Annotated in this window: 11 protein-coding genes and 1 pseudogene; 4 read left to right on the top strand and 8 right to left on the bottom strand. The window is 57.3% G+C overall.

Translation table 11 applies throughout. The features are described from left to right. Nucleotides 1–64 precede the first annotated feature (64 nt). Genes L0U84_RS24210 through L0U84_RS24190 form a run of 5 tightly spaced genes read right to left on the bottom strand, consistent with a single transcriptional unit; the run spans nt 65 to nt 4,847 of the window. Complete coding sequence (locus L0U84_RS24210; RefSeq protein WP_233853304.1) at nt 65–583, bottom strand: hypothetical protein; 519 nt, start codon at nt 581–583, stop codon at nt 65–67. A gap of 5 nt (nt 584–588) precedes the next feature. Further along, nucleotides 589–1,197, bottom strand: coding sequence for a hypothetical protein (locus L0U84_RS24205; RefSeq protein WP_233853303.1), 609 nt, complete (start codon nt 1,195–1,197; stop codon nt 589–591). Between the two features lie 12 nt (nt 1,198–1,209). Next, a complete protein-coding gene (locus L0U84_RS24200) occupies nt 1,210–2,931 on the bottom strand; it encodes a LysM peptidoglycan-binding domain-containing protein (protein ID WP_233853297.1) in 1,722 nt (573 codons plus the stop codon). 12 nt (nt 2,932–2,943) lie between these two features. Continuing rightward, the gene (locus tag L0U84_RS24195) at nt 2,944–3,495 is read right to left on the bottom strand and encodes a hypothetical protein (protein ID WP_233853289.1); all 552 of its coding nucleotides are present in this window, start codon (nt 3,493–3,495) and stop codon (nt 2,944–2,946) included. Nucleotides 3,496–3,497: 2 nt separating this feature from the next. Beyond that, nucleotides 3,498–4,847 (bottom strand): type VI secretion system Vgr family protein, encoded by a 1,350-nt coding sequence (locus tag L0U84_RS24190; RefSeq protein ID WP_267939951.1) that lies wholly within the window; start codon nt 4,845–4,847, stop codon nt 3,498–3,500. 121 nt (nt 4,848–4,968) lie between these two features. Here L0U84_RS24190 and L0U84_RS24185 point away from each other — a divergent pair, with 121 nt between their 5' ends. After that, complete coding sequence (locus L0U84_RS24185) at nt 4,969–6,099, top strand: IS110 family transposase (protein ID WP_233853284.1); 1,131 nt, start codon at nt 4,969–4,971, stop codon at nt 6,097–6,099. Between the two features lie 292 nt (nt 6,100–6,391). Here L0U84_RS24185 and L0U84_RS24180 read toward each other — a convergent pair. The 3 genes and pseudogenes from L0U84_RS24180 to tssB form a co-directional block, all read right to left on the bottom strand. Then, a pseudogene (locus tag L0U84_RS24180) lies at nt 6,392–7,822 on the bottom strand (type VI secretion system Vgr family protein); the annotation flags it as partial. Between the two features lie 83 nt (nt 7,823–7,905). Further along, the gene (gene tssC, locus L0U84_RS24175; RefSeq protein WP_233853275.1) at nt 7,906–9,462 is read right to left on the bottom strand and encodes a type VI secretion system contractile sheath large subunit; all 1,557 of its coding nucleotides are present in this window, start codon (nt 9,460–9,462) and stop codon (nt 7,906–7,908) included. A gap of 73 nt (nt 9,463–9,535) precedes the next feature. Continuing rightward, nucleotides 9,536–10,048, bottom strand: a complete 513-nt coding sequence (gene tssB, locus L0U84_RS24170; RefSeq protein WP_233853273.1) for a type VI secretion system contractile sheath small subunit — start codon at nt 10,046–10,048, stop codon at nt 9,536–9,538. Nucleotides 10,049–10,658: 610 nt separating this feature from the next. On the opposite strand from tssB, the gene tssK reads away from it, so the two are divergent. The 3 genes from tssK to L0U84_RS24155 are packed head-to-tail and all read left to right on the top strand — an operon-like array spanning nt 10,659 to nt 14,481. Then, entirely contained in the window at nt 10,659–12,011 is a 1,353-nt protein-coding gene (tssK, locus tag L0U84_RS24165; protein WP_233853270.1) for a type VI secretion system baseplate subunit TssK, read from the top strand. Next, the gene (locus L0U84_RS24160) at nt 12,008–12,739 is read left to right on the top strand and encodes a DotU family type IV/VI secretion system protein (protein ID WP_233853262.1); all 732 of its coding nucleotides are present in this window, start codon (nt 12,008–12,010) and stop codon (nt 12,737–12,739) included. The genes tssK and L0U84_RS24160 overlap by 4 nt, the downstream gene beginning before the upstream one ends. After that, nucleotides 12,736–14,481, top strand: coding sequence for an OmpA family protein (locus tag L0U84_RS24155; protein WP_233853260.1), 1,746 nt, complete (start codon nt 12,736–12,738; stop codon nt 14,479–14,481). The genes L0U84_RS24160 and L0U84_RS24155 overlap by 4 nt, the downstream gene beginning before the upstream one ends. Nucleotides 14,482–14,543 lie beyond the last annotated feature (62 nt).

Raw genomic sequence — 14,543 nt, 5'->3', positions numbered from 1 at the left:
TCACGCGATCAAATCGATCCACTTTTGAATTAGATAGTCTTGATTTGCACACACCCATGAGACTTCAAAAAAATTTGTCTTTACAATTCGGCTCCAAATCGACGCCAAGGTATTTGTAGATATCCACTATCACCTTCCCATCTGACTTGCGGCGCGTGAAATAGTGAACGCCCTCAGCAGATGTGCAGCTGGACAGAATAACTTGCACCCCATCTACAGTCGCCTTGATACTTCGCCCAATTTTCTTAACCGCAATTTTTTTTGGAATGCCTTCCCCTTCCAAGCCCTTCACCACACCTGGAGAAACGGTTATGGCGTACGCGTAGACTGTCTGATCATTAATTCCATCAACAAAATTCGGATCATCACTGATTTTTGCATACCCCGATATTGTTGCGCAACAATGTACGTTTCCGAGAAAATCAACAATATTCAATTGACCTCCAGTCTTCACAGATGGACTTGTGGCATAAAAATATTCATCGCTAACTAACCCTATCGATTTAATCTCGGTTTGCTGCGCATATCCAATATTCACAACCAGACACACAATACAAATAACAAAAAATTTTATAACATTCATTTAATTTATTCGACCGGAAAAGACTTCTCGGAAAAACTCAGTCGCCTCCCCTTGTAATCGAAATTATATTTCATGACATTTAAATTCTCATCGTAGGACGAAGAAAAATAACTCTCAGCGCCATTAATCGTGAGCTTCCCGCGAGCCATCTTGACGTCCCCTTCATCGCCGGAAATCAGACCCGACGAGAACGGAGATAGATCGCCCATGTGCCCAGTCATACTCACGAGCTCTCTCATGTTGTTGTTCTGCTGGGCCTTGTCCACGACAATCGCCTCGTAGATGTAGCGCCATCCTTTAATGCTTTTAAGATGTTCAATATCGTCGGGTGCCCATCTGTATTTAGAAATCAAGTCTTCCAGAGAAATAGGGGTTGCATTATCTACTTTCAGGCAACAAATTGGTCCATTGTATGCATTAGAGATTCCACTAAAAATTTCCTGATGAACAACCGGCTTATCTACGAAAAGAAAATCCCTTCGCATTGGCTTGTCCTTGGAATTCGTGGACGCCACCACAAGTTGCTCCCACACTCCAAATATTGGTGTTCCGGTGGCTCGGCAAATGTTGGAAAAAAGAGCGACAATCAGGAAAAACCAAATTCTTTTTCTCATTTTTTTACCCAATTAATGACCACTGTCCGACCAATGCATATTTTCAACGGGAAAATACCTAACCCCATAAGATCTCCCGATTTCCACCAAATCCGAGAATAACTTTAAAGACACCTCATTTCCGTCAGCATCTTTCACCGTCTTGCCAATGAAATTGTAAATATTCATGTCTATAGCAGCGCCGAAATTATGACGCGACGACCACGCTTTCCCCACCACCTGCTTCTCACTATTTAAATTTAGTCGGTAGCCACCGCACATCTCAATAGCCGCTTTCTTTGAGGCGTCAAGATCCATCTTCCCATCAGCGCCGCGATGAACCCAATCAATATTCACTCCGCCAAATCTTTCTACTTTATCTGGACTGATCTTTCCTTTGGCAATGTAAAATGCGTTGTACATCAAATATGATCGTTCCGGCGGTCGATAGGTAGCCCCTATCTTTATATCGCCGGCTGCGATACCTGCTTCTTTTAAGGCCGAGAAAAAAGAGTCCACTTTTGATCTGAAGGACGAATCCAAGGAGTCAAGTGACTTTAGCCCGGGGAACCTCGAACACCATCCTTTCCCGCTAAGCTCAAGCTGTCTAGAACTGATGATCGTCTCCGGATGGAAATTCTGATTTCGTTGACTCGTAACATTCAGCTTCTGTTGATTTATTTCCGAACCATTCGACGATTTACCGTTTCCGACAGCATGCATTTGAGCGATGCCATTCCCCGGACTGCCTTTCGCGGAGCCAGCCTGTTTTTTCCCGCCTGCCTCTGATTTCTCTGACGACGGTGCGCCAATCAGAGTCGCTTCTCCAGCGCCGTCCCCGCCGCGTGGAATACGAACATGTTGACGCGCGTAAATGTGGTTGGCGTCTGACAACGAGTTCTCCTGCACAATCGCGGCGACAGTGGTTCCATGTTTCGACGCTATGCTTGAGAGCGTTTCTCCGGGTCGAACGATGTGAACAATAGGCCGAAATTTCTCATTTGCCTCATGAACACGTGGTTGAGCAGTCAACAGATAATATGGCGCAGTAAATGTATATGCTGGCGCCTTTGTCGCGGTAGAAAATGTACCAATTTTCTCATGATCATCATTTTCCCTTGCGTAGTAGAGGTTGATTTCGTCGCCAAGCAATCCACTATAGAGCCAAGGCAACTGCCCATTGGCGTCCGATTTAGTTTCGAAGTTCTTGCCAGAGCTTTTGATATTAATCTTCTGATCAGCGAATGGTTGAGTTACCTTGTCAAAGAGTTGGACCCGCAGCGGCCTTCCGAGTTGCCTAATTATCCCAGGAACCCAACCTTCCTGCTTTTCCATTGCCGATGTAACACCAGCGAATTTCTCTGGCGACAGAGTACCGACAACATCACTTGAGGATACGCCAGCCGCCTTCGTAACTGTATCGATATACCCATCCGTATTGTTTTCCGACGGCGGAGCATACTTTGTAATCATCCCCTTGATCGTGCTGTCACCGTACACCGATTTCAACACCTTCTGATGCGCCGCCATACCAGTCGCCCGGTCAGGGAAAATTACGAAACGCCCTTTAGACGTGCTCGTTCTCTGAGCGTAACCAATTGCTCCATCCATCACATAGGTTGTCGGCTTCGTGAGATTACCAGGGTTGTTCGTACGCCATGCGAATGAGCCTCCAATGTAAAGCGTTTCATTTCCGTTTTCATCGAAATAGTGGACAGTCTTCTTCTCGCGATCATATGTTGCATTTACAAACATGTCTGTCTCTTCCTATTTCCTGAAGAATTCCTTTGTTATGGCGTCGTTGGCATCCTCATATGCTGCTGCGCTCTGGAACATCGCGACCTGATTAAACCGCGCTACGTCTGCATTCCCGTTAAACCGGAATACCTTGAATGTGACGTGAGCCGCCTTCAGGTACAAATCTGGTGCTTTGAGTCCAGACTTGGCTGCCTGGACTACGTATACAGCACCATTGCGCTCTCGATAGACGGCAATGGCTTGCACCGTCGAGTCGGCGGATTCCTCTGTCCTGAAGTCGGGAAAATCTTCGTCAGGGAGGTCAATCAGAACGTGCTGCCACGCGGATCCAGATTTTTCAGGTAACAAATAGCTTGTGTATGTCTCGTAACCGTGAGCGGTCAATGTCCCAACAAAAGCTTTGACAATTCTTAGCGTTCCCCCAATGGTTGCTACGTCGTTGAAACCATCAACAAGCCTGATTTCCGCTGTTACCGTGGGCTTAACGAAATCATCAGCGCGCGCATCGGCGGCAGAGATAGCGATGACCACTAGCATTGCAAATCGAATTAGAACCTTCACTGTTACTCCTCCCCGTCCAGAATCGCCTGTGCCACCGTCGGGTCCCGGTACACAAAATGTTCGAGAAGGGACAATCGATATTCATCTGCCCCTTGGTCCTCTTTAGTCCCGCCTGGCGTGGAAACCTTGGACTGCAATGGCACACCGGCCTCCTCTACGTCTGTCGGATTACTCGGCATATCTGAGTTATCCAACGTGAAATCCGCGAGGCCGATCGTCGTCTCAGGAGAGTGATCATCAGCGCATCCGCACCCTTCATCGTCAACTTCGCTCATGGACCAGGAGCCCTTATGACCAAGCAGGACCGTTAGCGACCCTGCCTCTTTGTGATAAACGCGCTGGGTTGCTCCGTGGTCGTCAGTCATCCCTTTTGCAATAGCAACGCCATCCGAGTCTACAAATTGATACGGAATCGGAGAACCTTCCCCGATCCACTCTTCAAGTTGTTTATCGAGGAGGACCTGTGTGCTAAACATCGCCGGAATCTGTCCAGGCCAGGGAAAACTCGCTTCAGGAAGATTTGCGGGTCCCTCCCAGTGAAAATTGCCGGACTTAAGCGTGATATCTCCTGGGCAACCTAGTTCAATACTGCCGTTGTCGATCTTGATGTACGCTCCGCCGCTTGTCAGCGTCAGTGCCTGTTTCGATGCAATCGTGGTCTTGCCGTTGATACTACTCATCGTTACATCCTTACTGGAACTAAGCGCGAGTTGCCCATCCTGAGCCTGGGCGATCAAGTCCTGAGTACCTGCGATAAGTTTTACTCCACCCGTTTGCGCAAATAGGGACAACGCGTTTCCCGCGGCGACCCGTACGTCTTTCATTGCACCGAAATCGATACTTGTACCCGCTGTAGCTGCCAAATATTCGCTCGCGTTTATTTGCAGGTGGTAACCGCTGGTAAATGCCATTCCGTCCGGCGCACTCGCAAGCAATACAGACTTCTGAAGGCCAGACAACCTATCCTCCAGCAGGCGTTGCTGATTCTGGATGTCACTGGCAATAGCCTGAGCAGCTTGAGCAGCTTTCGACAAAGCTTTCATTTGGACGAGAGATTCTTCCAACTGGGACTGCGCAGCGGTCATATCCAACTGTTTTCCGGCAGCCTTCTCCTGTCTCTCGGCGGAAACCAGGACACCTTTCGCCCCGCGCAGTGCCACGTGCTCATCTGTGCGCAACTCCGCCCCTCGCCCCCGTTCCTTGCCGTCCCCATCGACCATATGCCCAAGATTGAGCTCACTGGTCTGAAACGGCGTCATCAGATGAATATGCTCAACACCTTCCTTGTCCTCCATCCGCAATTCATTCTGCGCAGCAGTGCGAATAAGATTGCGGGTGTTATTAAGACACAATGACTTTCCGTGAGGCAGGAGGCTGGCCCACCGTGAGGAATCAGACGCGGGTTAGCATTGCTGCCAGAGCCGCACGGTGTGGACGGCGCCACACCCGGCGATTTCCCCCACGGAGGCCAGCATGGAACACGATAGCACGCTGTACGTCGGCCTTGACGTTCACAAGGACTCAATCACGGTCGCCTATGCGCTCGGCACGGGCGAAGTCGAACTGCCCGGCAAGATCGGTACGACGAAGACCGATATCGATCGCCTGGGCAGGCGTCTTCAATCGAAAGCCCGACACATACGCGTCGTCTACGAGGCAGGGCCATGTGGCTACGGCCTCTACCGGCAACTGGTCCAGAAGGGATTCGACTGCATGGTGTGCGCACCGTCGCTGATTCCCAGAAAGCCCGGCGAGCGCGTCAAGACGGATCGACGCGATGCGGTCAAGCTTGTGCGGTCCCTACGGGCTGGCGACCTGTCAGCTGTGCACGTGCCGACCGTCGAGGACGAGGCATTTCGCGATCTCGCCCGTGCATGGATGACGGCCAAAGACGATTTGAGGCAGGCGCGGCAGCGGCTCAAGTCGTTCCTGCTTGCACACGATGTACGCTATAGCGGTCACGCCGACTGGGGACCTGCTCATCGACACTGGGTGAGCCAGTATGCGTTCGACAGCGAATGGCAACAATTCGCGTTTGAGGAACTCCGGCGCACGATTGAAGATCGGCTCGCGCAATGCCAGCGTGTCGAAGTAGCCTTGCGTGAGGCAGTGACAAACTGGCGGTTCTATCCGGCCGTCCTGGGCCTGCAGGCCATGCGCGGTGTGCAGTTCACCACGGCCGTTGGAATGCTCGCTGAACTCGGAGATCTGTCGCGCTTTGACCATCCGCGTCAGTTGATGGCATGGCTCGGCGTCACCCCGTCAGAGCATTCATCGGGTGACAAGCGCCGGCAGGGAAGCATCACCAAGACCGGCAATAGCTATGCAAGAAAATTACTCGTCGAGGCTGCCTGGAGTTACCGGCACCCGGCACGTGTAAGTCCCGACATTCAGCGTCGACAGGAAGGCATTCCCAAGGCCATCATCGATCGCGCGTGGGACGCGCAAGTTCGACTATGTCGGCGATACCGGAGGCTGGCCGCGCGTGGTAAGCATGCGAATACCGCAGTCGTGGCCATCGCCCGTGAACTGTCGGGTTTTATCTGGGACATCGGGCGTCTGGCGATATCGCTCGCGTTACCTTCTGGCAGGGCTCCGACCTGATTACAAAGCACCACGGAGCACACCCCATAGATCCACAAGTTTCCTGAAGGCGGCGTAGCCCGGCTACTCGAGTAACCCACGGCATAACCCCGCAACGGATATCCTCCGACTTGCGGCTTAAGAATGTGGCAGGCTCATGAGACGGTCCACTGTAATGCGGTAACCAAACCCGCGCATATCAGGATGATCCACCGTCGAGATTTATTGCCACGCCGCCCTCAGGGAATTCATTCATTCGCCTATGGGAACACTGAACAACACCATAAACTCCGATTGACATGGAAAGTCATATCAGGTTATTGACGAGATCCGGATGCAGACTGTCATGCATCGCGCCCATGATGATGGGCCTATTCGGGTCGCCAGCAGTAAACAGCAGAGCCACTTCCGCGGAATCGATCAACGGAAAATGATGACCATAGTTGTCCCCGCTGTACGGCTTGGCAAAGCGCACGGGACGGCTCGTTCCACCCGGACTCCATTCGTCCAGATCGAAAGGCAGCTTGACGACGTACCAGCCTTCCTCGGTCAGATACGAGTATTTATAGTTCCCGGGCGATGTAACACGCGCCGGCAGGATGCCCTCTATCACCGGTTTCGGAATCGACTCCATCGGCGTGCGCCAGACCCGGTCCGAAGGAATACCCTCGAACGTCACCCGATACGATTTGCTACGCGCGCCATGCGAGCGCACTGACGTGATGAAGATGCCGTACTTCGCATCAACCTGCACCGGATCGATCTGCATGACCTCTCCGGCCTCCAGCCAGAACGGATTGCCGGTACCAATGAAGCTGATCTGACTCGCCAGATGCGCCTCATGCCGCAGACCCGCGATACGCTGGCCTTCTTCCGGCGTCTCGTAATGCTCGCCCCAGTGATAGTCGACTGCGTTGGTTGTCTTGTCGTTGGGTGCCGTGTTGTTCTCCACCAGCAGCGACACATCGGCCTGACGATGGTTGTAGTCGTGCAGCTTGACCGCTTCCGGCACCCGCCTGGTGCGCCGCCTGAGCGTCTTGATAGAGTCGGCACCGACGCTTTCGAGTCCAGAGTCGCGACGATACCGCGTCGTGCGCGGTTTGCGCGCATACGCATCCAGATCGTCGCCGAATACGAGCGCTGCGTAGTCTTTCTTCTGCTCCCAGCGGAACCATATGCCCTCTTCCGCGCAGATCCGCTGGATAAATGCAAACGTTGTTTCGTGATACTGGGTGACGTATTCGTGCCGTTTGTATTCACCCCGCAATCTGAACACGAAGTCGACGCCGGCCCGGTAGCCTTCATGGCGCAGCGTATCGGTCACGATCTCCTCAACCGACTGCCGCTGGTACAGACGACTCGTTACCCCCCGGTCGAGATCGGCAAGTTTCGGTTCGAGGGTCACCCGATAGCGCGTCTCGTCGACCGAGGTCTCGAACTCATCAAATTTCGTGATAATGCCGTGCACCGTCTGGGCCGGCGCCTTGTTGCTGAACTGCTCCGCGTTCGCGCCGAACATCCGCTGCAGATTGCCCATGTCGGGGTCGATCGGATAGGTGATGAATCGGGCCGGACGCCCGAGGACCTGATCCATTGGAATTCCAGCCGTCGGGCTTGTGAATTCAATCTCATACCTGTACAGCTGGCTGATGCGGTCGACACCAGCGAATTTCAGGACAGAGAATGGCGCCGGATGCGGCGCGAGCTTTAATTCATAAGCCTGCAGGGGCATTACCATCGACATCGAATTCCTCCCGGATACGGGATCACAAAAACACCGCCAGGGCATTCATGGGTGCCCTGGCGGCCTGCACAGCGAACGTCAGATCAGCTCTTCGCCTTCGGCATCTGCGACACCAACGACAAACCGATATCCATCCCCTCGACCTGGAAGTGCGGAATGATGAAGAGCTTGATCCGGAAGAACCCCGGGTTATCGTCGATATCCTCGACAGTAACCTTCGCCTCACGCAGCGGATGCGATGCCTGCAGTTCATCGCCCGGATCCTTCATTTCGGTCACAAGACCCTTGATCCAGTTATTGAGCTCGATCTCCAGCAGACGTCGATCCTTCGTCGTCCCGATGTTTTCGCGCTGGATCAGCTTCAGGTAATGCGCGATACGCGACAGCAGGAAGATGTACGGCAGACGCGCATTGATGCGGCTATTGGCCGTGGCTTCCGTGGTCTCGTAGAGCGCCGGCTTCTGCGTCGAATTCGCCGAGAAAAAGCACGCGAAGTCGTGGTTCTTGTAGAACGACAGCGGAATGAAGCCGAGATTCGCGAACTCGAACTCGCGCGTTTCCGGAATCAGCACTTCAGTCGGGATCTTCGGCTGCACGCCGGTGCCGAGGTCGTACAGGTGAACCGGCAGGTCCTCGACCTTGCCGCCCGCCTGCGGACCGCGAATCTGCACGCACCAGCCGTTGTTCACGAAGCTGCGCGTCATGTTCGCCGCAAACGCGAACGATGCGTTGACCCACAGGTAGCGGTCGTGGTCCGGGCCCTTCACCGCTTCCTCGTAGTTGAACGCGCGCACTGGCGTCGTGTCCTTGCCGTACGGCAGACGACCTAGCACGCGTGGCATCGTCAGACCGACGTAGCGCGCGTCGTCCGTATCGCGGAAGCTCTTCCACTTGATGTACTCGGCGCGATCGAAGTAGTTGCCGATATCCTGGATCGCCGCAACCTCTTCCATCGACTTCTTGCCGAAGAACGCCGCGCCGACCGAGCCGATGAACGGCATGTGCGCCGCCGCCGCGACCTTCGAGATATTGCGCAGCAGCGCCACGTCCTGCGGCGAATTCGCGAACTCGAAGTCGCTGATCAGCGCGCTGATGGGCTGGCCGCCCGGCGTGTCGTATTCCTCGATGTACGTGAGCCGATAGAGGCCGCTCTGGATCAGCTCAGGCGTATCTTCAAAGTCGCGCTGCAGCGCATCTTTCGACACATCGAGCACTTCGATACGCGCGTTTTTGCGGAAATCAGTGCGCGACACGAGCATCTTCAGACCACGCCAGCGGCCTTCGAGCGCCTGAAACTCCGGCGTATGCAACACCGCGTCGAGCTGACGGCCGATCTGGCGGTCGAGCTGGCCGATATGAAAATCGAGCAGCGATTTGTCGAGGCGCTCGACCGGCTGGCTCGATTGCGCAACCAGTTCGAGAAACGCGCCGATGCCGCGCGCGATGCGCTCGTCGGCCGACGCTTCGGACAGCATGTCGTTATCGCGGAACGCCTCGAGCGGACGCGCCTCGGCAACGGGCTTCAGGTTGATCTTGTTGCACAGCGACGCATAGACGCTGTCGCCGGAGAAGGATGCGTCCTGCGCGGCATTGAGCACAACGGTCTCGGTCGCACCCTGACGGGATTCGTTCTGTTCCATTTGTATTCCTGTCTGCGTTCTTGCAGCGATGTAGTGACGGAAGGCGGCGAAGGCTTTCTTCGCCCGTCCCCGCTCAGGCATGACCTTCCGGCTGGGTCGCGGCCGTCGCGATCTGCGCGAGCTCTCCGCGCAGCTTGTCCGACAGGCGCTTGTCCTTCAGGACTTTTTCGAACTCGCGGCGGAACGTGCCGTTATCGAGCAGATTCGATTTCAGGTCGCGCAGCAGATTGCGCATCGCCAGCAGCGCTTGCAGCTCGGGAATCTGGCGTGCCACCTGCTCGGGCTCGAAGTCTTTTATCGAGCGGAACGCGAGCTTGACCGGCAGCTCGGAACCGTCGGCGGCGAGCGTGTTCTCGGCGGCGATCTTCAGATTCGGCGCGTAGTCCGCAAGCACAGCGTCGAAGTTGTTCTTGTCGATGTTGACCTTCTTGCGCTCCGCCAGCGGCGCCTGCTCCCGGCCCGCGCTGAAATCGCCGGCGACGAGCAGCTTCAGAGGCAGCTCGACCTTCTTCTGGGCGCCGCCCGTGTGCAGGTCCAACGTGATCGAGACGCGACTCTTCGGAATTTCGCGCTGAAAGCTGTCCATTCGTATTCCTCGTGTAATCAGATTCGAGACACCCCGCAGATCTCGCCCGTTGCGATGCGGTGACTTCAGTCGCGCACATGCCCGCAAGCGCGCATAAACGGATATGCGCAACTCACAAATAAATTACGACGACAATACCTCATGGCACGGTCTCGATTCGTGCGATCTTTTTAATGCAGACGGTATTAAAACAGGTTTATCGATGTCGCGTCAAAGCATATTAGTCAGTTCCGCAAGCAGCATTATGTCAACAATTGTCACCAAAATTCATTTCCACCCCAATCTTGTTGCAGCATTTCCTTCCAGCCCACGCTCACATTCATCAGCCCCCTCCAATCCCTTACCCACAGCCACATTTCATGAATTACAAAGATTTAACAATCCTGAAAAATTCGTTAATTCGTTGCACATATATTTAACATCATCTCGAATTAACTAGAGCTCCCTCGAGATAAATTTCGCTCACAGCTCAAAACACCAATTCTAAATTTTTGTCATTTTTCAAATATCGATATAAATAAGCGTATACGATCGCCGATTACGGCATATAAAATCCGACGTCCCGGTAAATCCGGATTAAATCAACAACGAGCGATAGACCAAAACATCTATGCGAATCGACAAACCGCTCTGGCATGAGGGCCTCATCCTCACGCAGCAGCACTTCCAGCAGCAGGAACGGTGGGCCGGATTCGCGCTGCAACAGTTCGCGACCTCGGCGCTTGCCGAGCCGTGGGGCACGCTACGGGTCGAGGTCGACGAAGAAGCATTGGCAACGGGCCGCCTGAAGCTCACCCGGCTCAAGCTGCGCTTTGCGGACGGCACCCCGATCGACACGACGCTTACCGATGCGCTGCCGCCCGCGCGCGATCTGACGCAGGGTGTGCCGCCCGATCTGCAAAGCGTCGTCGTGCTCGCGGCGCTCGCGTTGCCCGATGCGAACGGCAACAACTGCCGGTTCGATGAAACGTCGCTCGCGCGTCCGCGTCGCGCGTATCGCGAGTTCGTCAAGGTCGTGGATCTGAACGGCGGCAGTGAAACCGAGATCGCGTCCGAACGCCACGCGCTGCGCCTGCTATTCGATTTCGAATCGCATGCCGACGACACGGTCTGTGCGATCGCGCGGCTCACGCGCACGACGAGCGGCCAGTTCCAGGTCGATCAGCGCTTCGTGCCGCCGTGTCTGACGCTCGGCAGTCATCCGCTGCATCTCGAACGCGTCAATCGTCTCGCCGATATCCTGCAGGCAAAGAGCGTCGCGCTTGGCGCGCGTCGCAGCGAGCGGCTCGAACAGGTCGCCGAATATGGCGTTGCCGACGTGCAACTGTTCTGGCTGTTGCACTGCATTCACGCGGCGTGGCCGCAATTGCGGCTCTACGCGACACATCCGCGCCGCCCGCCCGAGCAGTTGTACACCACGCTCGTGCAACTGGTCAGCGCGTTGATGACGTTCTCCACGCGCGCGCAACTGACCGACATTCCCCCTTACGACCACACGCGCGCCGACGAGGTGTTCACGAACCTCGAAGCCACGATCCGCGAATTGCTCGATGCCATCATTCCATCGCGCGTCGTGTCGATCGGTCTCACGCGTAAGAGCGCGACCACATGGTCCGGCCGGTTCCTCGACGAGCGCATCGTCGACGGCGCGGCCGACTGGTACCTGTCGGTCAACGCGCCGATGCCGGCGTTCGAGCTCGCCGAGCAGTTCCCGCGCCTGTGCAAGATTGGCGCGCCCGACGATGTCGAGCACATCATCAATTCGGCGCTGCTCGGCATTCCGCTCAAGGCGGTGCCGCGCGTGCCGGCCGCGATTCCAGTGCGGCTCGACAACCAGTACTTCGCGCTCGACCCTACCAGCGTCGCGCACGCGAAAATGCTTGCCGCGCGCGCTTGCCAGATCTATCTGCCGGCGTCGGTGCCCGACGCGTCTCTTGAACTCTACGCGGTACTGCGCTCATGACCGCCCTGCCCCGAAGCCACAACGAAGCGGCGTTGCTCGACAGCGCCCCCAGCGCGAACCGCGCGTCGCGCGGAGGCATTCGCGATCTGCTGCGCGACACCGCTCTGTTGGTCACGACGCTCGCGCCCGGCGGCCATGCCGATCACGCAACCGACTTCCGCAATCGCTGCGGACAGCTGATCGCCAACTTCTCGAGCGCACTCGAGCGGCGCGGCTATCCCGACGACGTGCGGCGCGAAGCGCTGATCGCGCAATGCGGGCTGCTCGATGAAATCGCGCTGCGTCATCTGCCGGCCGAAAGCCGCGCGGGTTGGGAACTGAAGCCGCTGCAAGTCGAGCTGTTCAATCTGCACGACGCGGGCGAGCGCGTGTTCGAACGGCTGGAGATCCGCATGCGCGAAGCGGCGCCGCACGTGGACCTGCTCGAATGCTACGCTGCGATTCTCAGCCTCGGTTTCGTCGGCCGCTTTGCGCGCGACGGCGAAGCGAAACGCACTGCGCTGATTACAGCGTTGCATGGGCAGCTGGAAAAGCTTCGCCCGGCGTCCACCCACACTTTCATCGCCGACCGCCCCAATCGCCGCTGGTCCGACTGGTTCTATCGGCTCTCGCCGTGGGCGGTCGCGGGGCTCGCGTGCGCGGCCGCAGTCATCGTCTGGCTGGTCTGGTCGACCGCGCTCGACGCCCAGCTCGCGCAACTCGTGCACGCGAAGGCCGCCCAGCCGTGAAGTCCGATCTGCCCGTCCTGGCCGCGACGCCAACCCACACGCCCGACCGCGCATACGAGGGACTCGGTTACCCGTTGCGTGCGATGCTCGTGTTCGCGGCCGTGCTGGCGCTCTCGGTGATCTGGTTCGTGTTGCCGGCCGGACGCGGCGTCACATGGGCGCTGACCGCGATCGTCGGCTTGCTGGTGGGCATGATGGTCGTATGGCGCACGCTCTGGCTGGCACGCGCGCGCGAGCGGAGCGTGCAGGTATTGACCGCGCTCGGCGCCGCGACTGCCGAGATTCCGCCGCGGCTGCGCACCCGCATGCCACTTGTGCTCGTCACCGGCGACGGTCTGCCGGCTCTGTTCGATCGCAACGACGAGCAGCGCTTCGCACACGTCGGCGACGGTGCAATCTGGTTGCGCGTCGATCATCCGCAGCAGTTGCCGCGTCTCGCGGTCGCGGTCAGGCATTGGCGCGACGGCCGTGCGCCCGATGGCGTCGTGCTGTCGGTCGCGCCCGCGCTGCATGCCGGCGCCGACATGCTCGCGCAGAAGCTGCGCGTCGTGCGTCAGGCGCGCGCCGATGCGGCCCGCACGCTCGGCACGCGCCTGCCCGGCTATGTCGCGGTCTATCAGCGGCTCACCACGAACTTGCCCGGTCTGTCGGTGCCGGCGTGGTATGGGGTGTCGTCGGCGACGCGGATCGTCGATGCCGAGCGTTTCGAACCCGTGGTCCGCGCGGCCGAAGCTGAAATTCAGCACGTCCCCGGCGACACCACCGGTGCCACGGCCTCCATTAGTGCCGCGCGTGCGGCGGCGCTCGCGTCGCTCGTGGGCTGGACGCAGCGCGTCGTGATCGGCACGCTGACCGACCGGCAGCAGCCGGCCACGCCGTGGGCGTTGTTCGGCGTGGGCTGGATCGATTTCGGTCCGGCAAGCGGCTCGGCCGATCTATGGGACCTCGACGTGCAAATGCAAACCTGTGTGACCCGCGCGGCCGTCGTTGCTTCGCCGCCACCGTGGCCACTGCCGCAAGCACTGATCGAAGCGATACCGCGGCGCTACTGGAGGTCGCCGCGCCGCGCGGCCTGCGCGCATGCGCTAGCGTTGCTCGCGTGCGCGTTCGCCGTCGCGTCGTGGTCCGCCGCGAAAAACAACGAAACGCTGCTCGCTCGCATCGGCGCCGATCTCGGACGATATTCGATGATTCCGGCCGCGCATGACAACGCGAAACGCAACGCGCTGCAAGCGCTCGTCGCCGATCGCGATCAGCTCGACCGTTACGCGCGCATGGGGGTGCCGCTGCGGCTATCGCTCGGCATGTATCGCGGCGCGCAACTGCTGCCGGCGCTCGATAACGCGATTGCATCGTACGTGCCGCCTGCACCGCCGCCGGCGATCGTCACGCTCGACAGCATGTCGCTATTCGATAGCGGCCGCGCGCAACTGAAGCCCGGCTCGACTCGCGCGATGGTCGGTGCGCTCGAAATGATCAGGACGCATCCCGACAAACGGATTCTGGTCGCGGGACACACCGACAACATCGGCAATCCGCAGAGCAACCTCAAGTTGTCCACGGCACGTGCGGAAGCCGTGCGCGACTGGCTGATCGACGTATCGGGTATCGCGGCGACGCAGTTCGCGATTCAGGGCTACGGCGATACGCGGCCGATCGCAAGCAACGATACGGACGACGGACGCGCGCAGAACCGGCGCGTCGAAATCACGCTCGTACCGGACACCCCGGCAAAACAATGAGAAAGCACGTCGGCACCAGGCCTCTCGCATGCACCACACCCAAGGCCCGCTCGACGTCCGCT

Origin of the sequence: Paraburkholderia sp. HD33-4, from assembly GCF_021390635.1 — a bacterium.
GTDB lineage: Bacteria > Pseudomonadota > Gammaproteobacteria > Burkholderiales > Burkholderiaceae > Paraburkholderia.
This window is presented reverse-complemented; position numbering and strand designations above follow the sequence as displayed.